25 protein-coding genes are annotated in these 24,746 nt (G+C 76.6%); 15 read left to right on the top strand and 10 right to left on the bottom strand.

The window, feature by feature from the left end:
• Window positions 1–97: 97 nt before the first annotated feature.
• Window positions 98–1,759, bottom strand: a complete 1,662-nt coding sequence (locus tag RDI86_RS08395) for an ATP-dependent DNA ligase (protein ID WP_308821154.1) — start codon at window positions 1,757–1,759, stop codon at window positions 98–100.
• A gap of 97 nt (window positions 1,760–1,856) precedes the next feature.
• Between RDI86_RS08395 and RDI86_RS08390 the strand changes: the two genes are divergently transcribed.
• From RDI86_RS08390 to RDI86_RS08380, 3 genes are read left to right on the top strand one after another with little or no spacing between them, the layout of a single operon-like run.
• Complete coding sequence (locus RDI86_RS08390) at window positions 1,857–2,192, top strand: helix-turn-helix transcriptional regulator (protein ID WP_043652840.1); 336 nt, start codon at window positions 1,857–1,859, stop codon at window positions 2,190–2,192.
• On the top strand, window positions 2,189–2,938 hold the full coding sequence (locus RDI86_RS08385) for a cation transporter (RefSeq protein ID WP_308821153.1): 750 nt from the start codon (window positions 2,189–2,191) through the stop codon (window positions 2,936–2,938). The genes RDI86_RS08390 and RDI86_RS08385 overlap by 4 nt, the downstream gene beginning before the upstream one ends.
• Before the next feature lie 5 nt (window positions 2,939–2,943).
• Window positions 2,944–4,185, top strand: a complete 1,242-nt coding sequence (locus tag RDI86_RS08380; protein ID WP_308821152.1) for an SLC13 family permease — start codon at window positions 2,944–2,946, stop codon at window positions 4,183–4,185.
• Between the two features lie 81 nt (window positions 4,186–4,266).
• Here RDI86_RS08380 and RDI86_RS08375 read toward each other — a convergent pair whose 3' ends face one another.
• A complete protein-coding gene (locus tag RDI86_RS08375; protein WP_308821151.1) occupies window positions 4,267–4,593 on the bottom strand; it encodes a toxin-antitoxin system HicB family antitoxin in 327 nt (108 codons plus the stop codon).
• A gap of 70 nt (window positions 4,594–4,663) precedes the next feature.
• A complete protein-coding gene (locus tag RDI86_RS08370) occupies window positions 4,664–5,209 on the bottom strand; it encodes a GNAT family N-acetyltransferase (RefSeq protein ID WP_168944981.1) in 546 nt (181 codons plus the stop codon).
• Window positions 5,210–5,354: 145 nt separating this feature from the next.
• Here RDI86_RS08370 and RDI86_RS08365 point away from each other — a divergent pair, with 145 nt between their 5' ends.
• From RDI86_RS08365 to RDI86_RS08345, 5 genes are all read left to right on the top strand, one after another.
• Window positions 5,355–7,064, top strand: coding sequence for an alpha/beta hydrolase (locus RDI86_RS08365; protein WP_308821150.1), 1,710 nt, complete (start codon window positions 5,355–5,357; stop codon window positions 7,062–7,064).
• A 131-nt stretch (window positions 7,065–7,195) separates the two neighbouring features.
• Window positions 7,196–9,115, top strand: coding sequence for a heavy metal translocating P-type ATPase (locus RDI86_RS08360; protein WP_308821149.1), 1,920 nt, complete (start codon window positions 7,196–7,198; stop codon window positions 9,113–9,115).
• A 103-nt stretch (window positions 9,116–9,218) separates the two neighbouring features.
• Complete coding sequence (locus tag RDI86_RS08355) at window positions 9,219–10,619, top strand: ferredoxin reductase family protein (protein WP_308821148.1); 1,401 nt, start codon at window positions 9,219–9,221, stop codon at window positions 10,617–10,619.
• Window positions 10,616–11,143, top strand: a complete 528-nt coding sequence (locus tag RDI86_RS08350; RefSeq protein WP_308821147.1) for an FMN-binding protein — start codon at window positions 10,616–10,618, stop codon at window positions 11,141–11,143. The genes RDI86_RS08355 and RDI86_RS08350 overlap by 4 nt, the downstream gene beginning before the upstream one ends.
• Window positions 11,144–11,166: 23 nt before the next feature.
• The gene (locus tag RDI86_RS08345) at window positions 11,167–11,886 is read left to right on the top strand and encodes an FAD:protein FMN transferase (RefSeq protein WP_076404591.1); all 720 of its coding nucleotides are present in this window, start codon (window positions 11,167–11,169) and stop codon (window positions 11,884–11,886) included.
• Here the strand turns inward: RDI86_RS08345 and RDI86_RS08340 are convergent.
• Both RDI86_RS08340 and RDI86_RS08335 read right to left on the bottom strand, forming a co-directional pair.
• Entirely contained in the window at window positions 11,852–13,093 is a 1,242-nt protein-coding gene (locus RDI86_RS08340) for a HAMP domain-containing sensor histidine kinase (RefSeq protein ID WP_143311052.1), read from the bottom strand. The two genes, RDI86_RS08345 and RDI86_RS08340, sit on opposite strands and share 35 nt — an antisense overlap.
• Window positions 13,078–13,749, bottom strand: a complete 672-nt coding sequence (locus tag RDI86_RS08335; protein ID WP_043652826.1) for a response regulator transcription factor — start codon at window positions 13,747–13,749, stop codon at window positions 13,078–13,080. The genes RDI86_RS08340 and RDI86_RS08335 overlap by 16 nt, the downstream gene beginning before the upstream one ends.
• A gap of 174 nt (window positions 13,750–13,923) precedes the next feature.
• Between RDI86_RS08335 and RDI86_RS08330 the strand changes: the two genes are divergently transcribed.
• Window positions 13,924–15,705 carry a SpoIIE family protein phosphatase gene (locus tag RDI86_RS08330; protein WP_308821146.1) on the top strand — a complete coding sequence of 594 codons (1,782 nt, stop codon included), beginning with the start codon at window positions 13,924–13,926 and terminating at the stop codon, window positions 15,703–15,705.
• A gap of 10 nt (window positions 15,706–15,715) precedes the next feature.
• Here RDI86_RS08330 and RDI86_RS08325 read toward each other — a convergent pair whose 3' ends face one another.
• Window positions 15,716–16,363 carry an MOSC domain-containing protein gene (locus RDI86_RS08325; protein WP_308821145.1) on the bottom strand — a complete coding sequence of 216 codons (648 nt, stop codon included), beginning with the start codon at window positions 16,361–16,363 and terminating at the stop codon, window positions 15,716–15,718.
• Between the two features lie 143 nt (window positions 16,364–16,506).
• Complete coding sequence (locus RDI86_RS08320) at window positions 16,507–17,052, bottom strand: carboxymuconolactone decarboxylase family protein (protein WP_076404221.1); 546 nt, start codon at window positions 17,050–17,052, stop codon at window positions 16,507–16,509.
• 130 nt (window positions 17,053–17,182) lie between these two features.
• Here RDI86_RS08320 and RDI86_RS08315 point away from each other — a divergent pair, with 130 nt between their 5' ends.
• Window positions 17,183–18,061: an AraC family transcriptional regulator gene (locus RDI86_RS08315; RefSeq protein ID WP_308821144.1), complete on the top strand. Its 879-nt coding sequence runs from the start codon at window positions 17,183–17,185 to the stop codon at window positions 18,059–18,061.
• A gap of 60 nt (window positions 18,062–18,121) precedes the next feature.
• Window positions 18,122–18,754 (top strand): uridine kinase, encoded by a 633-nt coding sequence (locus tag RDI86_RS08310; RefSeq protein ID WP_308821143.1) that lies wholly within the window; start codon window positions 18,122–18,124, stop codon window positions 18,752–18,754.
• 35 nt (window positions 18,755–18,789) lie between these two features.
• Here the strand turns inward: RDI86_RS08310 and RDI86_RS08305 are convergent, their stop codons facing one another.
• Complete coding sequence (locus RDI86_RS08305) at window positions 18,790–19,272, bottom strand: glutathione peroxidase (protein ID WP_086150054.1); 483 nt, start codon at window positions 19,270–19,272, stop codon at window positions 18,790–18,792.
• 168 nt (window positions 19,273–19,440) lie between these two features.
• Between RDI86_RS08305 and RDI86_RS08300 the strand changes: the two genes are divergently transcribed.
• From RDI86_RS08300 to RDI86_RS08285, 4 genes are all read left to right on the top strand, one after another.
• Window positions 19,441–19,599, top strand: a complete 159-nt coding sequence (locus RDI86_RS08300; protein ID WP_021483806.1) for a hypothetical protein — start codon at window positions 19,441–19,443, stop codon at window positions 19,597–19,599.
• Window positions 19,600–19,651: 52 nt separating this feature from the next.
• Entirely contained in the window at window positions 19,652–20,263 is a 612-nt protein-coding gene (locus RDI86_RS08295) for a DUF6993 domain-containing protein (RefSeq protein ID WP_308821142.1), read from the top strand.
• A 149-nt stretch (window positions 20,264–20,412) separates the two neighbouring features.
• A complete protein-coding gene (locus RDI86_RS08290) occupies window positions 20,413–21,198 on the top strand; it encodes an SDR family NAD(P)-dependent oxidoreductase (protein ID WP_308821141.1) in 786 nt (261 codons plus the stop codon).
• An 80-nt stretch (window positions 21,199–21,278) separates the two neighbouring features.
• A complete protein-coding gene (locus RDI86_RS08285; RefSeq protein WP_114553507.1) occupies window positions 21,279–21,974 on the top strand; it encodes a DNA alkylation repair protein in 696 nt (231 codons plus the stop codon).
• Between the two features lie 16 nt (window positions 21,975–21,990).
• On the opposite strand, the gene RDI86_RS08280 is transcribed toward RDI86_RS08285, so the two are convergent.
• The gene (locus tag RDI86_RS08280) at window positions 21,991–23,664 is read right to left on the bottom strand and encodes a PQQ-binding-like beta-propeller repeat protein (RefSeq protein WP_308821140.1); all 1,674 of its coding nucleotides are present in this window, start codon (window positions 23,662–23,664) and stop codon (window positions 21,991–21,993) included.
• A 23-nt stretch (window positions 23,665–23,687) separates the two neighbouring features.
• Window positions 23,688–24,728, bottom strand: coding sequence for a CPBP family intramembrane glutamic endopeptidase (locus RDI86_RS08275; protein WP_308821139.1), 1,041 nt, complete (start codon window positions 24,726–24,728; stop codon window positions 23,688–23,690).
• Window positions 24,729–24,746: the final 18 nt, after the last annotated feature.

Below are 24,746 nucleotides of genomic sequence, written 5' to 3'. Positions count from 1 at the left end.
GACGCCGGGCGGCGTCCACCTCTCCTTCACCCGGACCGCCGCCCGCGGATGCACCCACCGCCGGACGACTTCCCGCCGCGCTCGACGCGCCGCCCGCTCAGCCCTCCGCGTCGGGCGCCTCCGCCGCGCCACCCCCGAGCGGGCGTGCGAGAGCGCGGACCGTGTCGATCGTGTCGGCCTCGGCCGCCGTCTTGTCGTCGCGGTACCGGACGACGCGCGCGAAGCGCAGCGCGAGACCGCCGGGGTAGCGCGTCGAGCGCTGGAGGCCGTCGAACGCGATCTCGACGACCTGCTCGGGACGCACGTGCACGACGTACCCCTCGTCGGCGGTCTGGAGCTCGCGGAAGCGCTGCGTCTGCCACGCGAGCATCTCGTCGGTCATGCCCTTGAACGTCTTGCCGAGCATGACGAACCCGCCCTCGGGGTCGCGCGCGCCGAGCCAGATGTTCGACAACCACCCGCTGCGCCGGCCGGAGCCCCGCTCGACGGCGAGCACGACGAGGTCGAGCGTGTGCCGCGGCTTGACCTTCACCCAGCCCGCACCACGCCGCCCGGCCGCGTAGGGCGCGTCGAGCGACTTCACGACGACGCCCTCCTGGCCCTCCGCGACGGCGGCGTCGAAGAACGCGGTCGCGGCCGCGGCGTCGTCGGTCACGAGCCGGCGCACGGCGAGCGGCCCGGCGGCGTCGGCGAGCAGGTCGGCGAGCAGGTCGTCGAGCACGGCGAGCCGGTCGCGCAGCGGCTCGTCCAGCAGGTCGCGGCCGTCGGCGTGGAGCACGTCGAAGAAGAAGGGGGAGAGCTCGAGCGAGGCCGCGAGCTCCGCCTCCTCGGCGGCGCTGCGCTCGCCCTGGGTCGCGGAGCGGGCGGCGGTCTCCTGGAACGGGCGGGGGACGCCGTCGGGCCCGACGACGAGCGCCTCCCCGTCGAGGACGAGCGCCCGGCCGGGGAGCGCCCGCACGGCCGCGACGATCTCGGGGACGCGCTCGGTGATGTCGTCGAGCGAGCGCGTGAAGACGCGCACGTCGTCGCCGTCGCGGTGCACCTGGATGCGGATGCCGTCGAGCTTGACGTCCACGGCGACGGCGGTGCCCGACGCGTCCTCGCCGCCCGGCGCGGCCCCGAGCTTGTCGAGCGCGGCGCCGACGTCGGGTGCGGACTGCGCGAGCATCGGCCGCACCGGGCGGCCGACGGTGAGCCGGAACGTCGCGAGCGCCTCCGTCGCGGCCTCCGGGCCGCCCGCCGTGAGCGCCGCGCGGGCGACCGGCCCGGTCGCGCCCGCGAGCATGACCGCGCGCCGCACCGCGTCGGCGGGGACGCCCGCCGCCTCGGCGACGGCGTCGACCACCACGGAGTCGAGCGCGCCCTGGCGCAGCTCGCCCGAGACGAGCCCGGCGAGGAGCGACTGCTCGCGCGCCGTCGCGGCGCCGAACAGGGTGGCGGCCTCGGCCTGGCGCGCGGTCGACGACCCGGGGCCGGAGAGGTCCGCCATGCGGGCGAACGCGGCGTCGACGTCGGTCAGCGTGAGGCCGGGTTCCTCGGCAGGGGCGGGGAGGTCGCGCAGCGACCGCCACCCGAGCCCGGTGCGGCGCTGGCGCAGCTCGCCCGCGAGGTACGCGACGGCGATCTCCACCTCCGCGCTCCCGGCCTCGGCGTCGTCCGCGACGCGCCGCAGCAGGTCGGCGATGGCCGCGCGCTTGGCGAGGCGCGAACGCGTGGCGGCGACGGCGTCGGACGTGGCGGCGACCTCGGCGAGCAGCATGCCCCATCCTCACGCCGACCACCCACGCCCCGCCCGCCGGGCGCCCCTCCGCGGTACATCCTTTTGTGAATACACGAGTCCGTGTACTGTCGCACCCATGGTCGAGACGGTCACCCTCACCCACACCGCCGCGCTCGCGCGGCTGGGGCACGCCCTGTCGGACGAGACGCGCGCCCGCGTCCTGCTCGCGCTGCGCGAGGCGCCCGCCTACCCGTCCGACCTCGCCGACGCGCTCGGCGTCTCCCGCCAGGTCATGTCCAACCAGCTCGCGTGCCTGCGCGGGTGCGGGCTCGTCGAGGCGATCCCCGACGGGCGCCGCACCTGGTACCGCCTCGCCGACCCGCACCTCGCGCCCGCGCTCGACGACCTGCTGCGGCTCGTCGTCCAGGTCGACCCGACCTGCTGCGGCCCCGACGGGTGCACGTGCTCATGACCTCCGTCCCCGTCGGCGCACCGCCGTCCGCCCCCGCCCTGACGGCCGCGCGCCGCGCCGTCCTCGAGCGGCGCGTGCGGTGGGTCGTCGCCGCGACGATCGCGTGGAACGCCGTGGAGGCCGTCGTCGCGATCACGGCAGGACGGGTCGCGTCGTCGGCCGCCCTCGTCGGGTTCGGGCTCGACTCGCTCGTCGAGGTCCTCTCCGCTGCCGCGGTCGCCTGGCAGTTCGCGGCGCCCGACCCCCACCGGCGCGAGCGGGCCGCGATGCGAGTCATCGCGGTCTCGTTCCTCGGCCTCGCGGTGTTCGTGTCCGTCGACGCCGTCCGGTCGCTGCTCGGCGCGGCGGAACCCGAGCACTCGGTCGTCGGCATCTGGCTCGCCGCGGTGAGCCTCGCCGTCATGCCGTTCCTGTCGTGGTTCGAGCGCCGCACCGGAAGCGAGCTCGGCTCGGCGTCCGCCGTCGCGGACTCGAAGCAGACGCTGCTGTGCACGTACCTGTCGGCGGTCCTGCTCGTCGGGCTCGTCCTCGACGCGACCCTCGGGTGGTCGTGGGCCGACCCGCTCGCCGCGCTCGTCATCGCCGCCGTCGCGGTCAAGGAGGGCGTCGAGGCCTGGCGCGGCGACGCGTGCTGCGCCCCGACCGCCGTCGCGCACGCCGCCCCCACGGACGCCGCCGCCCCGTCCTGCGACTGCTGCCGACACGAGCCCTCGACCGCCGAGCGAGGTGCACCGGTCGTACAGTGACCGCCGTGACGACCGAGCCTCCCCCTGATGTCGGCGCGGACTCCGGCGCCGCCGCGGGCACGGCTCACCGGCGACGCCGCCGTCGTCTGCCGCCGTGGCTGCTCGCCGCGGTGGTCGTCGTCGCGCTCCCCGCGACGGGTCTGCTCCCCGCGGCGGACGCGCGCGACCTGCTCGTGCGCACCGGGCCGGTCCTGGTGTTCCTCCTCGCCATCACGGTCGTCGCGGAGCTGTGCGCGGGCGCGGGCCTGTTCGACGCCGTCGCCGCCCGGGCGGCGCGGCTCGCCCGAGGTCGGCGGATCGTGCTGTGGGTGCTCGTCGTGCTGCTCGCGACGGCCAGCACCGTCGTGCTGTCGCTCGACACGACGGCGGTGCTCGTCACGCCCGTCGTGCTCGCCCTCGCCCGGCGCACGGGTACCAGGCCCCTGCCGCTCGCGCTCACCGTGCTCGCGCTCGCGAACACGGCGTCGCTCCTCCTGCCGGTCTCGAACCTCACCAACCTGCTCGCCGCGGACCGGTTCGGCACCGGGTACGTCGGGGTGATGTGGGCGCCGGCGCTCGCGGTCCTCGTGGTGACGGTCGTCGTGCTGCTCGCGCTGCACGGTCGCCACCTGCGGGGACGGTTCGACCTCGTGGGTCCCGGCCCGACGCCGCCCGACCGGGTGCTCCTGCGGGTCACCGGGGCCGTCGTCGTGCTCCTCGCGGTCGCGTTCGCGCTCGAACTGCCCGTCGCGCCGACGGCGCTCGCGGGCGCGGCGGTGCTCGCGCTCGCGACGTGGTGGCGGCGCGTGCGCCCGCTCGTGCCGGTGCGGGAGATGCTGCCGTGGAGGTCCGCGGTGGTCGTGGCGGCGCTGTTCGTGGTCGTGGAGACCTGGCACGCGCACGGGCTCGGCGACCTCCTCGCCGCCGTCGCGGGCACGGGGAGCGGGCCGGGCGACCTCGCCCGCCTCGCCGCGACGGGCGTCGTCGCGGCGAACCTCGTGAACAACCTGCCCGCGTTCCTCGCGCTGCTCCCCGCGGCGGGCGAGGACGTCGAGCGGCTCGCGACCCTGCTCGTCGCGGTCGACGCCGGGCCGCTGATCACGCCGTGGGCGTCGCTCGCGACCGTGCTGTGGTGGCAGCAGTACCGCCGTCACACCTTCGGGCAGGAGCCGCCGCCCGCGTGGCACGTGATCCGTCAGGGCCTGGTGCTCGCGCCCCTCGCCGTCGCGGCGGGGGTCGCCGTCGTGGCGCTGACTTGGCCGAGGTGACCCGGCATCACGGCCGAGCGCCATGACGAAGCCCGCGCGAGGAGACGAGACGAGATCTCCGGACGCGGGCTCCGTGCTGTCTCAGGCTGAGAGCTTGTGGTTGGCGAGACGGTTCATGGAGATGCCCTGCGCGGCAGCCTCCTCGACGAGCCGGCGGTGCATGGCCGGGGGGATCCGCACGCGGAACTCGCCGGAGTAGTGGCGCTCGGACAGGGGCTCGGGGACCTCTTCGCCAGAGGCTGGGAGGTCCTCGACCACCTCGGAGGCGAGCTTCCGGATCCCGGCGAACGCGGCGGCCGACTCGGGCTCCAGCCACGAGAGAGAGGGCAGCTCGAGAACCGTACCGACGAACTCTCCGTCGTCTGCGGACCAGGACACGCGGTAGCTGTAGTGCTCGGCGGCGTTCACTTCTCCTCCTCTGAGGGGTCGTTCTCCTCGTGCATGGCCTCGATCCTGACCATCGCCTCGTGGACCTGTCTCACAGGCGGTCGAACGGGGCGGCGTAGGTGAACCGCCCGGCGTGCTCGCCGCGCCAGGCGCTCAGGGCACGCGCCTGGAAGTAGTCCCCCCACGCCGGCTCGGGAGCCTCGATGCCCAGGGCGCTCGCGGGCACGAACCCGAACCGGGAGTAGAGCGCCGGCTCCCCGAGCAGGACCACGACCGGTTCACCGAGGGCGTCCGCCGCACCGAGGATCGTGTGCATCAGCGCGGAACCCACGCCGCGCCGCTGGTGGTCGCGACGGACACTGAGCGGTCCGAGACCGAGCGCCGGCCGGCCCCCGAGCTGCCCGCGCGTGGCGACGACGTGCCCGACCACCTGGGGGTCGTGAGACCTGGTCTCGGCGACCAGCGACAGCTCCGGTATCCACCCCGGGTCCTCCCGCAGCCACCCGACCAGGGTGGCCTCGCCGGGTGCGCCGTCGGGCTCGACCGACGGCGCGGCATGCTCGACCGCGGAGAAGGCGTCCACGGTGACGGCCCGGATCGACTGGACGTCCGACGGGCGCTCGCGTCTGATCAGCATGCCGACACTCTCGACGGGCGCACGACCGAGGGCAACGGAAATCCCTGCCACCGCTCCCGGGAGGACCGGTGACCGTGCCGCGCGTCGGCCCGGGTGCGCTCCTCGCGGGCCCGTGGTCGGATGGGGAGCGATGACTTCGCGATCGATGACGACACGAACCGTCCGCGCCGCCGCCTCGTCGCTGGCGGCGGTCCTCCTGCTCGGCGGGGTACCCGCCGCGGCCGTCGCGGGCCCGGGGGGTGAGCCAGCCCGCACCGACGCCGCCACGGCGTCGGCCCGCACCGGACCCGCCACGACGACGGCCGCCCAGGTCGAGGCACCCGTGCCCGAGATCGCGTGGGGCCCCTGCGACGGCGACGGCCTCGAGGCGTTCGAGTGCGCGACCGCGCAGGTGCCGACCGACTACGACCGCCCCCACGGCCGCACGACGACCATCGGCCTGACGCGGCTCCCGGCGTCCGACCCCGAGCAGCGGATCGGGAGCCTGTTCACCAACTTCGGCGGCCCCGGCGGTCCGGGCGTCGAGACGCTGCACCTGCTCGGGGGATCGCTCTTCGACGACGACGTGCTCGCGCGGTTCGACGTCATCGGGTTCGACCCGCGCGCCGTCGGGACGTCCGACCCCGCGACGTGCTTCCGCGACCAGGAGCGGGAGAACGCGTTCCTCGCGGGCCTGCCCGCGTTCCCCGTGACCGACCGCGAGGAGACGCGCTACCTCGGCCAGATGGCGGCGTTCGGGGCGTCCTGCACGCTGTTCTCGGGCGACCGGATCGCGCACGCGTCGACGGCGAACGTCGCGCGCGACATGGACCTGCTGCGCCAGGCGGTGGGCGACGAGCAGCTCAGCTACGTGGGGTACTCCTACGGCACGGTGCTCGGCGCGACGTACGGGGCGCTGTTCCCGGACCGCGTCCGCGCCCTCGTGCTCGACGGCACGATGGACGTCGACGCGTGGTCGGGCGTCGGGTCGCGCGAGCTGATCGGCGCCCGGATCGGGCAGGCCGCCGGCGCGACCGAGACGTTCGGCGAGTTCACGCGGCTGTGCTCCGAGACGGGGCCGTCGGCGTGCGCGCTCGCGTCGCTCGGCGACCCGGCCGACGTCGTCGAGGCGACCTACGCCGCGCTCCGCGAGGCGCCCGTCGACGTGCCGCTCCCCGACGGCACGAGCGTGCGCGTCGGGTACCCGGACACGGTGGCGCTCGTCTTCCAGTACCTGTACGAGCCCGCCGCGTGGGGCGACCTCGACCTCACGCTCGCGTCGCTCGCCGTGCTGAGCGGCGCCGTCGAGCCGCCCGCGGCTGCGGACCGCCAGCGCACGCTCGGTGCGCTGCCCTCGCTGGGGGAGCTGCTCCGCCGCGCGGGCTTCGCCGAGGACTACGCGTCCGTCGGCGGCGCGCTCGCGAGCCTGTGCGTCGACACGACGACCCCCGGCCGGCCGTGGCAGTACCCCGCGAAGGTCGACGCGCTCGACGCGCAGTACCCGCACTTCGGGCGCTTCCGCGGCTGGGTGGGCGTCCAGTGCGAGTTCGTGCCCGTCGAGGACCGCGACGCGTTCACGGGCCCGTGGGACCAGACGACGGACGCCCCCGTCCTCGTGGTCGGCACCCGGTTCGACCCCGCGACGCCGTACGGGTTCACGCAGCCCTACGCGGACCGCTGGCCCGACGCCCGCGTGCTCACCGTCGAGGGCTGGGGCCACACGATCATCGGCAAGAGCGCGTGCGCGGACGACGCCGTCGCGCGGTACCTCGTGGACCTCGACGCGACCGACGGCGCCACGTGCGAGCAGGACGTCGTGCCGTTCCAGGGCCCGTCGGTCCCGCTCGGGGAGGCGCTGCGCCTGCCGGTCGTCTGACCCGCTGACCGCTGACCACTTACCCGCTGACCCGCTGACCCGCTGACCCGCCGGACGGTGCCCGCTGGTCCCTTGCGGTCGCGGCCGTTCGGCCCTACCGCCAGGTCTCGGCGTCTGCCCACCCTGGAGGCATGACCGGACCGGGCCACCGCGTGACGGAGGCCGCCCGGCGCTACCCGTGGGTGGTCGCCACGGTGGCGGTGGGCGGTCTCGGCGGCGTGCTCGAGGCCTGGGGTCCGGACCGCTCGGCCCAGGTCGTGGTCTCGGCGTTCGCGCTCGTTCTCGTCGTGGTCCGGGCGCGCGGGATGGTGGCGGACCTGCGGGCGGGCGCGTACGGCGTCGACCTGCTGGCCGTCCTGTCCGTCACGGCCACGGTGCTCGTGGGGGAGTACTGGGCCGCGCTCGTGGTGTGCCTCATGCTCTCGGGCGGCGAGGCGCTCGAGGACTACGCGAACGGGCGCGCGCGGCGCGAGCTCTCGAGCCTGCTGGCCGGCGCCCCGCGCGTCGCCCACCGGGCCGGGCCCGGCGGGGAGCTCGAGGACGTCCCCGTCGACGACGTGCGCCCCGGCGACGAGGTGTGGGTGCGGCCCGGTGAGGTCGTCCCGGTGGACGGCGTCCTGCTCAGCACGGCGGCCACGCTCGACGAGTCGTCGCTGTCCGGGGAGTCGCTCCCCGTGGAGCACCGGCGCGGGGACACCGTGCTGTCCGGGTCGGTCAACGGCGGCGGAGCGGCGCAGGTCCGGGCGACCGCGACGGCCGCGGGATCGCAGTACCAGGCGATCGTCGAGCTCGTGAAGCAGGCGCAGGAGTCCAAGGCGCCGTTCGTGCGCCTCGCCGACCGGGTGGCGGTGCCGTTCACGGTCGCCGCCCTCGCGCTCGCGGGCGCAGCGTGGGCGCTCAGCGGCGAGGCGACCCGCTTCGCCGAGGTCCTCGTCGTCGCGACGCCGTGCCCGCTGATCATCGCGGCCCCGGTCGCCTTCATGTCCGGCATGTCCCGCGCGGCCCGGAACGGGATCATCGTGAAGTCGGCGGGCACGCTCGAACAGCTCTCGCGCGTGCGCACCGTCGCGTTCGACAAGACGGGCACGCTGACCCACGGGGCGCCGGTCGTCGTGGAGGTCCTGCCCGCGGGCGACCGCACGCCGGACCGCGTGCTCGCGCTCGCGGCCGCCGTCGAGCAGTACTCGGTGCACCCGCTCGCGGCGGCGATCGTCCGCGCGGCCCAGGAGCGGGACCTCGCGCTGCCCGCCGCACGGGACGCGACGGAGGAGACCGCCCGGGGAGCCCGCGCGACGGTGGACGGCCACGCGGTGGCGGTCGGTCGGCTGGCCTTCGTCACCGCGGGCGCGCCCGCGGGCGTCCCCGTGCCCGGCGCGGGCCGCAGCGCCGTCCACGTGGGCGTCGACGGCGCGTACGCCGGGACCGTGCTCCTCGCCGACGAGCTGCGGGCCGAGGCCCGCCCCACCGTCGCCGCCCTCCACGCCGCGGGCGTGCGGACCACCGTCATGCTCACCGGCGACGGCGCGGCGACCGCCCGGCACGTCGCGGACCAGGTGGGCATCGACGACGTGCGCGCCGGCCTCCTCCCGCAGGGCAAGGTCGACGCGGTGCGTGCGCTGCCGGACCGCCCCGTGATGATGGTCGGGGACGGCGTGAACGACGCCCCGGTCCTCGCGGTGGCCGACGTCGGCATGGCCATGGGCGCACGGGGCTCGACGGCGGCGACCGAGTCCGCGGACGCCGTCGTCGTCCGCGACGACCTCGCGCGCACCGTCGGCGCCGTGCGGATCGGCCGCCGCACCGTGCGGGTCGCGTGGCAGGCCATCGGCATCGGGGTCGCCCTGTCCGGGCTGCTCATGGTCGTGGCCGCGACGGGGCGGCTCCCCGCGCTCGCGGGGGCGTGGCTCCAGGAGGTCGTCGACCTCGCGTGCATCCTGTGGGCGCTGCTCGCCACCCGCCCGGGCAGGGACGAGACGCCGCCCGGACCGTCCCGGTCGGCATCCGCCGCGGAGGTCGGCGAGCCGCTCGTGCCGGCGGCGTCGTCCCGCTGAGACCCGGCGTCCACCCGCCCACGGGCGGACGAGAGGATCGGACCCCGGACCCCCGGCACCGTCTCCGAGAATGCTCTGAGAATCGGCGGGCACGCTGTCTCGCATGAGCATCCTCACGACGCGCCGGACGTCGGCCCAGCAGGCGCAGCCCCAGGACCGGGCCACGGCCCGGGCACGGCGCGGAGCGGGCGCACCCGCTCCGGGCGCGGTCGTCCTGCGGGCGGCGCTGGTCGGTGTCCTCGTGCTCGTCGTCGCGTTCTGGTGGCGGGGCACGCCGCCGTCCGCCGGGGCGCCCCCGGCCGGCGCGCTCACCGGCGTGGGGGAGCTCGTGGGGCTCGTCGCGTCGGTGCTGGTCTGCGCCCAGCTGCTCCTCGTCGGGCGCGTGCCCTGGTTCGAGCGTGCGGTGGGCCTGGACCGGCTCGTCGCGTGGCACCGCGTCCTCGGGACGGCCGTCGTGCTCCTCGTCCTCACGCACACGCTCCTCATGGTGGCCGGGACCGCCCTGCCGGCGCAGGCCGCGTCCTGGTGGCAGGCGCTCACCCTCGTGCTGGCGGAGCCGGACATGACGGCGGCGCTGGTCGGCACCGGCCTGTTCGTGGTCGTGGGGGTGTCCGGCGCGCGCCTCGTGCGGCGGCACCTGTCGTACGAGGCGTGGTTCCTCGTGCACCTGACGATCTACGCCGGGGTGTACCTCACGTTCGCGCACCAGGTCACGGCGGGCGCGCACTTCGTCGCCGACCCGACGGCCCGCGCCGCCTGGGTGCTCCTCTACGCGGGCACCGCCGCGGCCCTGCTCACGTGGCGCGTGGTGCTGCCGCTCCTGGGCGTGCTCCGGGACGCGCCGCGGGTGAGCGCGGTCGTGCCGGAAGCCGGGGGGATGACGAGCGTGTGGGTGTCGGGTCCGGCGCTCGCGGACGCCGGGGCACGGGCGGGCCAGTTCTTCCTCGTGCGCTTCCTCGCGCGGGGCCACGTCGTCACCGCCCACCCCTACTCGGTCTCCGTCGCGCCCGACGGCGAGCACCTGCGCTTCACCGTCGGTGGCCTGGGCGACCACTCGCGCGCGGTGGCCCACCTGCGGCCGGGGACGCGCGTGCTCCTCGAGGGACCGTTCGGCCGCTTCACCGCCGCCCGGGCGCGACGCCGCGGTGTGCTGCTCGTCGCCGGGGGCGCGGGCGTCGGGCCCGTGCGGGCGCTCGCGGAGGACCTGGTCGCGCGCGGTCACGACGTCGTCGTCGTGCACCGCGCCCGGTCCCGGGCGGACCTCGGCCTCGGCCACGAGCTCGCCGACGCGCCGCTCACGTACCTGCCCGTCGTGGGCCGCCGGGCCGACCTCGGGTACGACCCCCTGGGCCCGGGGCGGCTCGACGCCCTGGTCCCCGACATCGCGTCGCGCGACGTGTTCGTGTGCGGTCCGCCCGCGATGGTCGCCACCGTCGAGGACTCGGCACGCCGCGCGGGCGTGCCGCGGTCCGCCGTCCACCACGAGGAGCTGAGCCTGTCATGACCGGACGCCGCTGGAGAGGGACGATCGTCTACGCGGGCAGCGTGCTCGCGCTCGGGGCCGCCGCGCTCGCGCGGTACGGCGGGGTGCCGGGCCTCGCCGGGGACGGGTCCGCGACGTCGGCTGGTCCCGCCGCCGTCGTCGCGGGGTCGGAGCCCGTGACCCCCACGACCCCGACGCCGGCCCCCTCCACCGCGGGCTCGACGGACCCGGGCACGTCCCCGGCGAGCCCGGGCACCGGCACGCCCGACCCGACGCGGGCGACCGTGACGGGGCCGGTCGTCCAGACGCGGTACGGGCCGGTGCAGGTCGCGGTGACGTTCACCGGGACGCACCTCGACGCGGTGCAGACCGTGCGGTCGCCCAGCGGGGGAGAGAGCTCCCAGATCTCCGCGCGCGCCACGCCGCTGCTCGCGCAGGAGGCCGTGCGGGCGCAGTCCGCGCGCATCGACACCGTCTCCGGGGCGACCTACACCTCCGAGGGCTACCGCGAGTCCCTCCAGGCCGCGATCGACGCGCGGGGCTGACGGTGCGCCGGACGGAGACGGTCATGGGGCTGCCGATGTCGCTGGACCTGCGCGCGCCCGACGACGAGCGTGCGCAGGCTGCCGCCCGCGCGGCGTTCGCGGTGCTCCACGCCGCGGACGCGCGGTTCAGCGGGCGACGCGCGGACAGCGAGCTGTCCCGCCACCGGCGCGGGCTCGTCGCGCGCCCCTCCCGGGACCTGCGCGAGGTGCTCGACCTCGCGGAGGCCGCGCGCGTCGCGAGCGGTGGCGCGTTCGACGTGCACCGGCCGGACGGCACGCTCGACACCGACGGCGTCGTCAAGGGCTGGGCCGCGCAGCGCGCGGTGGACCGGCTCGTCGCCGCGGGGTTCTCCGACCTGTGCCTCAACGCCGGCGGGGACGTCGCCGTCCGTGGCGGGCCGGAGCCCGGCCGGCCCTGGGTGGTGGGCGTGCGCTCCCCGGCGCGCGTGGACGGGCTCGTGGCGCGGGTCGAGCTGCACGACGGCGCGGTGGCGACGTCGGGGACGTACGAGCGCGGTCTCCACGTGTGGGACGGGCGCACGGGTGCCGCCGCGCGCGGGCTCCTGTCGGCGACCGTCGTCGCGCCCGACCTCACGACCGCCGACGTCCTCGCGACGAGCGTCCTCGCGCTGGGCGAGGAGGGGGTCGCGTGGGCGGTGGACCAGGGGGCCGCCCTCGTGCTCGCCGTCCTCCCGGACGGGACGGTCGTCAGCGACGGGCCGGCGGGCCGAGCGGCAGCGTGAGCACGAGACGGGCCCCGTGCGGTGCGTCGGGGCGGTTCGTCGCCTCCACGGTGCCCGCGTGCTGGGCCGCGACCTCCGCGACGAGCGCGAGCCCCAGCCCGTAGTGGCGGCGCCCGCCCTCGTCGGGTGCCGGCCCGGGGCGGCGCGAGGCGAAGCGTGCGAACAGGTCGCCGGCGTCCTCGCCCAGCCCGGGTCCGTCGTCGTCGACGAGCGCCTGCGCGGCCGACCCGGCGCGCCGCACCGTGACGACGACCTCGTGCGTCGCGTGGTCGACCGCGTTGTCCACGAGCGCGGTGAGCGCGCGGCGCAGCGCGGCCGGCGCCCCCGCGACCGTGAGGTCGTCCGTCCCCGCGCGCCGCAGCGCGACGGAGCGCGACGCCGCGCGCGCCTCGGCCGAGCGCACGACGGCGTCGGCCAGCGCCGCGAGGTCGACGGGTACGAGGTCCACGGACCGCGTGTCCGCGGCCGTCAGCAGGTCGTCGAGCACGTCGCTGAGCGCGGCCGTGTCCTCGAGGAGCCCGTCGACGTCGCGCGCCACCTGCTCCGCCGTCCCCGGGCCCGGTCGTTCGAGCCGGCGACGCAGGAGCTGCGCGCGCGTCGAGAGCAGGGTGAGGGGGGTCCGCAGCTCGTGGCTCGCGTCCGCCACGAAGCGCCGCTGCATCGCGAGGGCCTGCGCCGTGGGGAGGACGGCGCGACGCCCGAGCCACCAGCCCCCGACGGTGGCGAGCACGACCCCGACGGCCGTCGCGACACCGAGCGCGAGGAGGAGGCGCGCCAGCTCCTCGCGCGTCTCGGACGGGTCGAGGACGGCCTGGACGACGCCGTCCCGACGCTCCACCGTGAGCACCTCGAACGTGCCTGCCGAGGTCGTCACCCGCTCCCGCGCGCTCGTCCCCGTGCGTGCCACCTGCTCGACGAGACCGAGGTCGGGCAGGCCGGCCGGCATCCCGGGCGACGCGTCGACCCCGCGCGGCGAGGCCACGGCGACCCAGATCCCTGGGCCCGCGTCGGTGACCTCGTCGGCCGACGCCGCCGACTCGAGCCGACGGTCGTCCGCCTCGCCGAGCGCGCGAGCCACCACGGCGAGGACGACCGCCGCCACCACGAGCAGGCTCACGAGCACGAGGAGACCCGTCTGCACCGCGAGGCGCCGGCTCGTGCGCCGCAGGAGGTCGCGCTCCGCGCCCGTGATCACAGTGCGCCCCACCGGTACCCCAGCCCGCGCACGGTCGTGACCGCGCGGCGGCCGAGCTTGCGGCGCAGGTAGTACACGTAGGTGTCCACGACCCCCGGGTCGGACGCCTCGGGGAACACGCGCTCCAGCAGCTCGTCCCGGCCGAAGACCTGGTGCGGGTGCCGGGCGAGGACCTCGGCGAGCGCGGCCTCGCGCGCCGAGAGGTCGGCGGTCGTGCCTGCGTCCGTCGTCACGCGGCGGGTCCCGAGGTCGAGCGTGCCGCCCGGGAGGCGGATCGCGCCCGCCGCCGGGGACGCCTGGCCCCGCCGGCGCAGCGCGCGCAGCCGCGCCAGCAGCTCGTCGACGTCGAACGGCTTCCCCACGTAGTCCTCGGCCCCGGCGTCGAGGCCGGCCACACGGTCGGCCGGGTTGCCGAGCGCCGACAGCACGAGCGCGGGCGCCGTGACGCCGCGCGAGCGCAGCCGGGCGAGCAGGTCGAGCCCCTCGACGGCGGGCAGGCCACGGTCGAGGAGCAGCAGGTCGTACTCGCGCGTGAGGCCGAGGTGGAGCCCGCGCTGGCCGTCGTGCGCGACCTCGACGGCGTAGCCCTCGCTCCCGAGGAGCTCCACGAGCATGTCCGCGAGCATGCGGTCGTCCTCGACCACGAGGACCCGTGCCTCGACTGTCATGCGGTTCCGCCTCGTCTCCCGGACGTGTCCATTCTGACCGCCGGGCGGTCGGGCACAACTGCGGCCGACGCACCGCCGCCCGCCCGGAGCGGGTCCTCACGGACGGTCGCGACGTGCGACAGTGTTCCGGGCGTTCGAGCACAGGACGCCCGTCGTCGAGCCGAGAGGCGTCTTGTGGTCGCGTCCTCCGCACCCTCCGACCCCGCGCGCGCCGCCCTCGCACCGGCCGAGGCGGAGCGCCTCGCCGCCGCGCTCGAGCGGCGCGCGATGTCTGCGAGCGAGGTCTCGTTCACCATCGCGGACGCCCGCGCCCCGGGGGTGCCTCTGGTCTGGGTCAACCCGGCGTTCACGGCGACCACCGGCTACGCCGCGGACGAGGTGCTCGGCACCAACTGTCGGTTCCTCCAGGGCCCGGGTACCGACCGCGACGCGGTCGCGAGGATCCGGGCCGCGGTCGACGGCGGCACCACGGCGGGCGAGACGCTGCTCAACTACCGCAAGGACGGCACGCCGTTCTGGAACCAGCTCACCCTCTCGCCCGTGCACGACGAGCTCGGCACCCTCACGCACTTCGTGGGCGTCCAGGCCGACGTCACCGCCCGGGTCGAGACAGAGAGGTCGCGCGAGGCGGCGCTCGACGCCGCGATCTCCGCGAACCATCGGCTGACCACGACCACCCGGATCGTCGAGCGCCTCGGCGAGCTGCTCGGCACGGAGGACGTGCTCGCCGAGGCGGCACAGGCCGTGGCCGAGGTGTTCTCGTGCTGGGCGGTCGTCGTGACGTACCCGGGTGGGCGCTCGCGCACCGACGTCGCGTCGCACGACCCGGCGCTCGCCGATGCCGCCCGGCGCCTGTCCCGGACACCGGGCTGGGCGGACCGCTCGCTCGCGGCGGTCGACGTGCTCGGGGGCGGCGCGCGGTTCGCGCGGCCGTTCGACGTCACGCCCGACCTCGTCTCGCCGCACGCGGACGAGGAGGAGCTCGCCGCCATGCACGAGCTCGGGCTCGGCTCCGCGATGTCCGTCGGGCTGCGGGCCCGCGGCCGGATCGTCGGCGTGCTCGCCGTGGTCAGCGCGCAGCCCGGGTTCTTCGAGGACGAGGACGCCGTGATGTTCGAGGACCTCGGCCACCGGATCGGCCTCCTGCTCGACAACGCGCGGCTCTACGAGCGCGAGCGCGACGCCGCGCACACCCTGCAGGCGCGCATGCTGCCGCGGCTCGGATCCCTCGACGGGCTGGACGTGGCCGTGGTCTACCGGCCCGCGGGAGGTGGGTCGTCCGTGGGAGCCGCGGCGGTCGGCGGCGACTGGTTCGAGGCGATCGAGCTGCCCGACGGCCGCGTGCTGCTCGTGGTCGGGGACGTCGTCGGGCACGACATGCACGCCGCCGCCGCGATGGGTCAGATCCGGTCGGCGCTCCTCACCGTCGCGGCGGACGGCACGACGCCCGAGGAGGTCGTCGAGCGCCTGGACGGGCTCGTGAAGCGCTTCGGCCTCGCGGACGTCGCGACGTGCGTCGTCGCGACGCTCGGGCCGCCCGACGCGGACGGCGGGCGCGAGCTCGTCTACTGCCGGGCCGGCCACCCGCCGCCCCTGCTCCGCACGCCCGACGGCGCCGTCCGCCCGCTCGACGAGTCGCTCACCACGCCGATCGGGGTCGTCACGCCCCGGCCCGTCACGGCCGCCCGGCTGCGACCGCGTGCCGGGAGCGTTCTCGTGCTGTACACCGACGGCCTCGTGGAGTCCCGCGCCCGGGGCCAGCGCGAGGGCGTCGCGGAGCTCGCGCGGGCCCTCGGCCGCGCCCCGGCGGACGCGGACGCTGCCGCCGTCCGGGACCACTTGCTCGACCAGGCCGGGGGCCGCAGCGACGAGGACGACACGTGCCTGCTCGTCGTCCGCCTGCCACGCGGGGACGAGGCCGCGGCATCCGACGGCGGTGCGCCGCCCCACGCCTGAGCGGCGGGCGCTACGGACCCTCGGCGAGCGGCCCCCGCAGCCGCGCCCGGTCGTCCTCGGTCCCGCCCCGGAGCCGGCGCGCGAGCGTGTCGCGCCAGCGCGCGGGCAGCGTCGGGAGCGCGGCGAGCGCCGCGGCGGCCGGGAGGTCGTCGCGGTCGAGGTTCATCACCCGGTTGACCTCCCGCACCGTCGCGCTCCGGGCCGGCCGGTCGACGACGACGGCGGTCGCGCCCGCCCGCACCGTGCCGGGCGTGAGCACGCGCAGATACCAGCCCGTGCGGCCCGACGCCTGGACCCGGTCCGGGAGGTCGACGAGGCCGTGGACCGCCGCGAGCTTGTAGCAGGGGCGGCGCGGCATGCTCACCTGGAGGGTCGCCGTCCCGAGCGTGAGCACGTCGCCCAGCAGCAGGTCGCCCTCGGTGAGCCCGCGCGTCAGGAGGTTCTCCCCGAACGCGCCGGGCGGGAGGTCCGCGCCGAGCTCGTCGCGCCACGCCGCGTAGTGCTCGACCGGGTACACGCACAACGCCTTCTCGGGGCCGCCGTGCACGCGCCGGTCGGCCTGCGCGTCGCCTTCCAGCCCTTCCGTCCCCACCGCGACGGGGCCGAGGCGCGGCTGCTTGCGGAACGCCGTCGGCACGTCGCGCCCGCGGTGGGCCACCGTGCCCACCTCGCCGGTGCGCACCTCCAGCACGACGGCGCTTGCGGGCCCCGGGGCTGGCACGGGGGAGCGCGGGTCGCCAGGTCGGGACGGTGCGGCGGGGCGGGACGGTGCGGCGGGGCGGGACGGCACGGTGGCTCCTCTCAGGCGGCGCGGCGCAGGCCGACGGCGGGGAAGTCGACGGGGACGTCGAGCGCGACGTTGACGTAGTTGGTGAACAGGTTGAGCGCGACGTGCGCGACGACCTCGACCACCTGCTCGTCGGTCCACCCCGCGTCGCGCACCGCCTGGACGTCCTGCGCGGTCACGTGACCGCGCGCGTCGACGAGGGCGAGCGCGAAGCGCAGCAGGGCCTCGACGCGCGGGTCGGACGCGGTGCCGTCCTGCGCGGCGGTGAGGTCGTCGCGCGCGACGCCGGCCTTGCGCCCGAGCGCGGTGTGGGCGGCGAGGCAGTACGCGCACGCGTTCCGGTTCGCGACGGCGACGGCGATCTGCTCGCCGACGGCCGCGCCGAGCGTGCCGGTGCCGAGGGCGCCGAACGCACCCCACATGCTCTGCAGGGCGGCGGGCGAGTTCGCGACCGCCCGGAACATCGCCGGGACGCCGCCGAACGCGGCACGGATCTGGTCGAGCCCGTCGGCGACGGGGCCGGTGGCGGACTCGGGGCTGACGAGGGGGACACGGGACACGGTGATCTCCTCCGGGTGCGGGGACGCCGGTCCCGGGCGGGGCCGACGCCGTCCAGCCTGGTCGGTCGCGTCGGACGACGGGGAACGAATCGTCCTCGGAACGTGTCCGATCGTCTGGCATCCTGGGGCGATGGCTCCCGTCGACCGACTCTCGCACCTGCTCGAGCGGTTCCGCGTGCGCACGCACCTCTTCCACACCGGGCCGCTGTGCGGCGTCACGACGTTCGACGCGCGGCCCGGGCGCGGGTTCCTGCACGTGCTCCGGCGGGGCGAGATGGACATGACCCACGTCGGCGCGGACGGCCGGGTCGAGCGCCGCAGCGTCGACCGCCCGAGCCTGCTCTTCTACCCGCGCCCGCTCGACCACGCGTTCCACAACGCGCCCACCGAGGACTCCGACTTCGCGTGCGCGACGCTCGACGTCGAGGGCGGCGCCACCCACCCCCTCGTGCGCACGCTGCCGCCCGTGCTCGTGCTGCCGCTCGACGACGTGGCGGGCCTCGAGCCCGCGCTCGACCTGCTCTTCCGCGAGATCGACGACGTCCGCTGCGGCCGTCGCGTCCTCGCCGACCGGCTCTTCGAGGTCGTGCTCGTGCAGCTCTTCCGGTGGATCCTCGACCACGCCGACGACCTCGCGCTCCCGCCGGGGCTGCTCCCCGGCCTCGCCGACGAGCGCCTCGCGCCCGTGCTCGTCGCGGTGCACGAGGCGCCGGGGGAGCCGTGGACGCTCGCGTCGATGGCGCGCGCGGCGCACCTGTCGCGGAGCGCGTTCGCGGCCCGGTTCACCGCCGTCGTCGGGCAGCCGCCCGGCGACTACGTGACCGGGTGGCGCCTCACCGTCGCGCAGGACCGGCTCCGGGCGGGTGCCTCGGTGAGCCGGACCGCGACCGAGCTCGGGTACGCGACGCCCGCCGCGTTCTCGCGCGCGTTCAGCCACCGGGTCGGCCGTTCGCCGCGCGCGTGGCTGGCCGAGCGCGCGGACCCGGTCGCGCCGCCCGTGGCATCCTGACGCGGTGCGGTCGAAGGGGCGGGTCGAACGGTGCGGGCCGAACCGAGGCGGGTCGAGCCGGTGCGCGTCGAGCCGCTGAGCGAGGACGTCCTCGTGGACCGGGTGGTCGAGCGCGTGCTCGCCGTCGGGCGTGAGCAGCCCCGGGCGGTCCGCCTCCTCGTCGACGGCCACCCCTCCACGCGGCCCGAGGACCTCGCGGATCGTCTTGTCGCGCCGCTGCGCGCGGCGGGCCGCCCGGTCGCGCGCGTGCGCGTGCAGGACTTCTGGCGCCCCGCGTCGCTGCGCCTCGAGCGCGGGCGCGAGGACCCCGACGCTCTTCTCGACGAGTGGGTCGACGTGGCCGGGCTCCGGCGCGAGGTGCTGGACGCCGTCGGGCCGGGTGGTACCGGCCGCTACCTGCCGAGCCTGCGCGACCCCGCGACGAGCCGGTCGACGCGCGCCGCGTACGTCGAGGCCGAGCCGGGCCTCGTCGTCGTGCTCGACGGCGCGCTCTGCCTGGGCCTCGGCCTCGCGCTCGACCTCACCGTGCACCTCGCCCTGCGCCCCGCGACGCTCGCGCGCCGCACCGCGCCCGGCGCGGCGTGGACGCTCGCCGCCTACGGCCGGTACGCGCAGGAGGTCCGTCCCGAGGACGTGGCGGACGTCGTCGTGCGGGTCGACGACCCGCGGCACCCGGCGCTCGTGGTCCGCTGAGCCACCGCTGGCGGGGCGGGCCGGAGCGGGCGCGGTCAGCGGGGGAGGTGCGTCTCGACGAGCTCGACGATCGCCGGGTCGTCGGGCAGGGTGCGCGGCCGGAACCGGTGCACCTCGCCGCCCGGCAGGACGAGGAACTTCTCGAAGTTCCACGTGACGCGCCCCGCCTTGCCGTCCGCGTCGGGCGTCTTCTTGAGCTCCGCGTAGAGCGGGTGCGCGTGACGGCCGTTGACGCGCACGCGGTCCACCACGGGGAACGTGACGCCGTACGTGAGCGAGCAGAACTCCTGGATCGCCTCGTTGCTGCCGAGCTCCTGCAGGAACTGGTTGCTGGGGAACCCGATCACGGTGAACCCGCGGTCGCGGTACTTCTCCTGCATCGCCTCGAGCGTCGCGTACTGCGGCGCGAGCCCGCACCGCGACGCGACGTTGACGACCAGCACGACGTCGTCCGCGTGCTCGCGCAGGGTGTGCGTCGTCCCGTCCATGGCGTCGAACGGGATGTCGTACAGGCTCATGGGACCTCCTCGGGCGAGGCGCCGGCGCGTCCGGGCCCGTCCCATCCTCGCACCGCGGGTGTGACGTCGTGCGGAACCCGTCCCGACCCCGGTCGAGCGCGCGCGAGCCTGCCCGTGGCGTGCTGAAGTATGTGCGCGATGCCAGCAGCCGAGAGAAGGGACGCCTCCATGCGCCCGTGGACCCCGAAGACCGACATGGTGCGCCGGTTGTACGTCGCAGGCCGGGAGGCGACGAGCCCGGCCGAGGCGCTCCGGATGTCCCCGCAGGAGCTCGCGGAGGAGTTCGACCGCTGGCTCGAGGGCGTCCGCGCCGCGCGCGAGCAGTAGGAGCGGCGGAATCTCGGTGGCCTCCCGCGCCCGCGCGGGACAGACTCGGGGCATGACGACGCGGCTGCCGGACGACGGCCCGGGCCACGGACACGACGGGGGACCGGACGACGGCCCCGACACCACCTCGCCCGTGACCCGGGCGGTGGTCGGCGTGGTCGTGGGCATCGCGATCTTCGCGTTTGTGGGCGTCGTCGGGTACTTCGCCGTCGTGACGGTCGGGATGCGGTCGTGGGCCGACCAGCGGGGCGCCTCCGCCGAGCGGTCGGTCGAGAGCGCCCCGGCGAGCGCGTCGGCCGGCACCGGGACCGGGCGCGAGACGACGCTCGACGCGTCGAACGAGGCGTACCGCCAGCGCCAGGGCACGCCCGAGCGCGACGCCGAGGCGGCCCGCTCGGTGGCCGCCGTCCGCGCCGCGCTCGACCCGGTCGCGGACGGCTCGGCGGTCGACGCCGACGAGGTCGCGGCGGCGCTCGCCGCCGCGGGGTTCGAGACCGTGCAGGTCGTGGGCACGACGGCGTCCGGCGAGGTCGCGACGACCGTCGGCGTGGGCGTCGCGGTGCCCGGCGGCTGCGTGTTCGGGGGTGTCGCGCCCGACGCCGTGACGCTCGAGGCGGGCGGCCCGATCGCGGACGGCGGCTGCCTGGAGATGCCGGCGCACTGAGCGCCTCGCACCGGGCGCCCGCGGCCGCGCGGCCCGGCCCGGGTGGTCCGGGAGGCCGCCGGGCGGGTCGATCTCGCGACCTGCGGCTCCACCTGGGTACGGTCAGCGGGGCGGGCGACGGAGCCCGCACGGCTGACGGAGGATGAGAGATGCGGATCGAGGGCGCGGTCGCGCTGGTGACGGGCGGGGCGTCGGGCCTCGGGCGCGCGACGGCGGAGGGCCTGGTGGCTGCCGGCGCGCGCGTCGTGCTGGCCGACCTGGCGTCGTCCGACGGCGCGGCGGTCGCCGCGGGGCTCGGCGACGCGGCGCGGTTCGTCCCCACGGACGTGACGAGCGAGGACGACGTCGCGCGGGCCCTGGACGCCGCGGACGCCCTCGGTGGGGCGCGCGTCGTCGTGAGCTGCGCCGGGATCGTGCTCGCGCAGCGGGTCCTCGGCCGGTCCGGGGTGCACGCGCTCGACGCGTTCCGCTGCGTCGTCGACGTCAACCTCGTCGGCACGTTCAACGTCGTCCGGCTCGCGGCGGAGCGCATGCTCGCCCTCGACCCGCTCGGTCCCGACGGTCCCGACCCCGACGGCGAGGAGCGCGGCGTCGTCGTGCAGACGGCGTCGGTCGCGGCGTTCGACGGCCAGGTCGGGCAGGCGGCCTACGCCGCGTCCAAGGCCGGGGTCGCCGGCCTCACGCTGCCGCTCGCGCGCGACCTCGCCCAGCACCGGATCCGCGTCATGACGATCGCGCCCGGGATCTTCCGCACCCCGATGATGGCGTCGCTCCCCGAGGCGGCGCAGGAGTCGCTCGGGGCGCAGGTGCCGCACCCGAGCCGGCTCGGGCGCCCGGAGGAGTACGCGCACCTCGTGCGCGCGATCGTGGAGAACCCGATGCTCAACGGCGAGGTGGTCCGCCTCGACGGCGCCATCCGCATGGCGCCGCGCTGAGCCGCAGGACCGCCGGGGGCCACGGGCCGCCCGACGCCGACAGGACCCCGGGCTCGCGCCCGGAGGAGAGGAGAGGGACGATGCCGCCGTACACGACGGCGACCGACTTCCGGGCCGACCTGCTCGCCCGCGCGACGGCGGCCCAGCGCCGCGCGTCCGCCCGGAGCTTCTCGGGCGACGGCACCGTCGCCGGGGTGCGCATGGGCGACGTGTTCGTGCTCGCGAAGAACGCCCTCGACCTGCCGGTCGACCAGATCGAGCTGCTGCTCGAGGACCGGGTCCACGAGGTGCGGGCCGGCGGGTGCTCGATCATGGGCAAGGCGGCGACCGCCCGGCGCGTGACGGTCGAGCGGCACGCGGAGCTCGTCGAGCTCTTGCTGCGCCGGCACGACCGCATCGACACGTGGGACCTCGTGGACCTCACCGCGTCCCAGGTGCTGGGGACGTGGCTGCTCGACCGACCCCGCGACGTGCTCGACGACCTGGCGCGCGCGCCCGACTGGCCGCGCCGTCGCTCCGCCGTCGTCGCGACGGCGGCGTTCCTGCGGCGCGGCCAGGTCGACGACACGTTCCGGCTGTCGGCGATGTTGCTCGACGACCCGGAGCCGTACGTCCAGAAGGGTGTCGGCTGGATGCTCCGGCACGCGGGCGACGTCGAGCCCGAGCGGCTGCGGGCGTTCCTCGAGGAGCGGGCGGCCACGATGTCGCGCGACGTGCTGCGTGCGGCCGTCGAGAAGCTGCCGCCCGCGGAGCGCAAGGAGTGGCTCGCGCGCTGAGCGTCGGTCCGGCGCCTCAGCCCAGGCGGGTCACCGTCGGGTCGTCACCCAGGTCGAGCCGCAGCAGCCGGCCCTGGACCGCGGCGTACCGGGTGCTGGACGCCGCGTCGCTCCTCCAGCCGATCTCGCCGTCACGGAGGTCGAGCGCGACGAGCCGTGTCGTGCTGTGCTCCTCGTCCTCCCACGCCGAGACGGCGAGGAGTGCTCGGGCGCCGTCGGTGAACGCCTGCCCGACGTGCAGCATCCCGGGGCCCACGGCGGGCCCCGCGCCGTCGTCGACCAGCTCGTCGATCGTGCGGGTCCACAGGGTGCGCCCGGTCTCCACGTCGACCCCGACGAGGACCGAACCCATGCCCTGGAGGACGACGGCGACGCCGTCCGCGACGACGTACGCGATCTCGGGGGAGTTCACCTCCGCGTTCTCCCAGCGCGGGCGCCCGGTCGCGTCGTGCGCGACGAGGTCCGTGACCTGGCGCGTGAGCACGAGGTCGCCCGCGGTCCCGTCCGTCGCGGTCGGGACGATCACCTCGCCCGTCGGCTCCCACCGGAGGGCACCGTCCGGCTCGAGCACGGCTGCCGCGCCGGTACCGTCCGGCGCGGCCCAGCCGCGGCCGACCGCGCGCAGGAGCGCGCCGTCGGGGAGCTGCGCGACCACGTCCGCGGGCTTCTCCGGGTCGTCGACGCGGGTGCCCTCGGGCGTGAACCGGGCGTCGACACCGCAGCCCCGCACGGCCACGAGCCCGGCGGAGCGGACGACGGTCCCGCCGTCGAGGTCGGCGTAGGTGGCGTCCTCGGCGACGGAGTACTGGTCGCACCCGCCCTCCTCGGCGACGAAGGGCAGCTCGTGCTCCCAGCGGACGGCGCCGGTCCGGGCGTCCTCCAGCGTGACGACGGCCGCGCGCCCCCCGGACAGGTCGGTGGGCAGGCCCGTCGAGGGGTCGGTCGGCACCGGGGCGGCGGGCGTGTCGCCGACGCGACGGAAGCGGGCGACCGTGCCGTCCGGTCCCGGCGCCGACCAGCCGCGCGACGCGTCCAGGGGCCGGGTCGTGGCGGTGCCGTCGGCGTCGATCACGGTCACCTGCGGGGCGGGGAAGGGCGCCGTCCCGTCGACCGCCTCGCCGGTGGTCGTCGTGAGGAGCGTCCGGCTCGCGAGCGGCGAGGGGACGTCGTCGGTGACGCACACGAGCGTCTCGTCCGGCACCGGGGACGTCAGCGCGAGCTCGAGCTCGCCGCCGCAGCGGGACGTGCGCGGGAGGGGCACGGTCCAGCGGACCGCGCCGGAGTCGAGGTCGTGGGCGACCGCCTCGTCGTCGCGCACGACGACGAGGAGGCCGGGCAGCGCGGCGAGGGCGCCGCTCGTCTGCGCGTCCGTGGACCAGAGCTCCCGCGGCGTGCTCTCGACGGGCTCGACACCCCCGACGGAGCGGCGCAGCGTCTCCAGCGACCCGCGCGACGACGCGGCGTCCACGACCGCCATCCCGGCGACGACGAGCCCGACGGCGGTCGCGCCCGCGAGCGCCAGACGCAGGCGCCGACGCCCGGTGCCGATCGTCCGAGACGAGGTGGCCTCCTCGGGGGCCGGGCCCGGGCTCGGGTCCGGTTCCGGGTCCCGGTCCGGTCCCGCGTCGCCCGCGACGTCGTCGAGCGCGAACGTGATCCGCGCGTGGTCGGGACGGCGTCGTCGGGGCACGCCCGCATCCTAGGGGAGCCGCCTCAAGGGGTCCCCGAGGAGTGGCCGGGCGACGACCCCGCGCCCGCTGCGGGCACCCGGCCGCAGAAGGGCTCGCGCAACCGCAGCCCTTCGCGGCGGGAGAACCAGACCGTGAGCACGACGGTGGCGCTGCCGAGGAGCCCGAGGTCGACGAGCAGCACGAGCGGCTCGATCGCGCCCTGCTCCATCGACGAGGCGCTGAAGGGCGCGAGGAGGAACAGGAAGAGGTTGTTGGCGACGTGCACGAGCACGGCCAGCTCGAGCCCGCCCGTCTTCCAGACGAGGAACCCGGTGCAGAGCGCGAACGCCGCGATGCCGATCTGCCCCACCCCGTCGTACCCGTGGCCGACGACGAAGAACGGGACCGGAAGGACGATCCCCCACACCGGTGAGCGCAGCCAGGTGCCGAGCATCTGCTGGGGAAGGCCGCGGAAGGCGTACTCCTCGGCGGCGCACTGCAGCGGCCCGAGGAGGAGGATGCACCCCAGGCTCAGCAGCAGGGCCGGGGTCACGGCCGGGGCCGCCAGGTCGGACGGCGGCCGGAGCAGGAACCCGCCCACGGTGACGACGCCGTAGAGCGGCACGACGAGCGGCACCGCGCTGCCGACGAGCCCCCACCGGAACCTCCCGGTCACCGAGTGGATCGTGCCGCGGCGCCGACCGCCCCAGCGCACGCCGAGCACGACGGCGGGCAGCAGGAGCGCGATGAGCCCGAGGCCGATCGCCCAGTCCAGCGGGTTGAGCGGGTCGGAGAAGTCGTCGGTGGGCATCGGCAGCCCGGGCCGGTAGGGCACCAGCACGGCGTAGGCGACCGCGACGACGGCGACCGGGGCGAGGAAGGCGAGGTAGAGGAGCGCCGTCGCGCCGAACGTGGTGAGCGGGGTCCACCACCGTGCGGGGCGAAGGTCGACGTGGGCCGCCCGGTGGTAGGGGAAGGTGGTCGCGGTCGTGCTGTCGAGCGTGGGCTGGGACACGGGACCGAAGAGCGGCGGGCCGGGCACGGGTGCCGTCGGGACGGGGCTCTCGTCGAGCGAGGGGTGCATGCGTCGAGCCTGGTCGGG

The organism is Cellulosimicrobium sp. XJ-DQ-B-000, assembly GCF_031119065.1.
GTDB classification, from domain to species: Bacteria; Actinomycetota; Actinomycetes; order Actinomycetales; family Cellulomonadaceae; genus Cellulosimicrobium; species Cellulosimicrobium funkei.
This window is presented reverse-complemented; position numbering and strand designations above follow the sequence as displayed.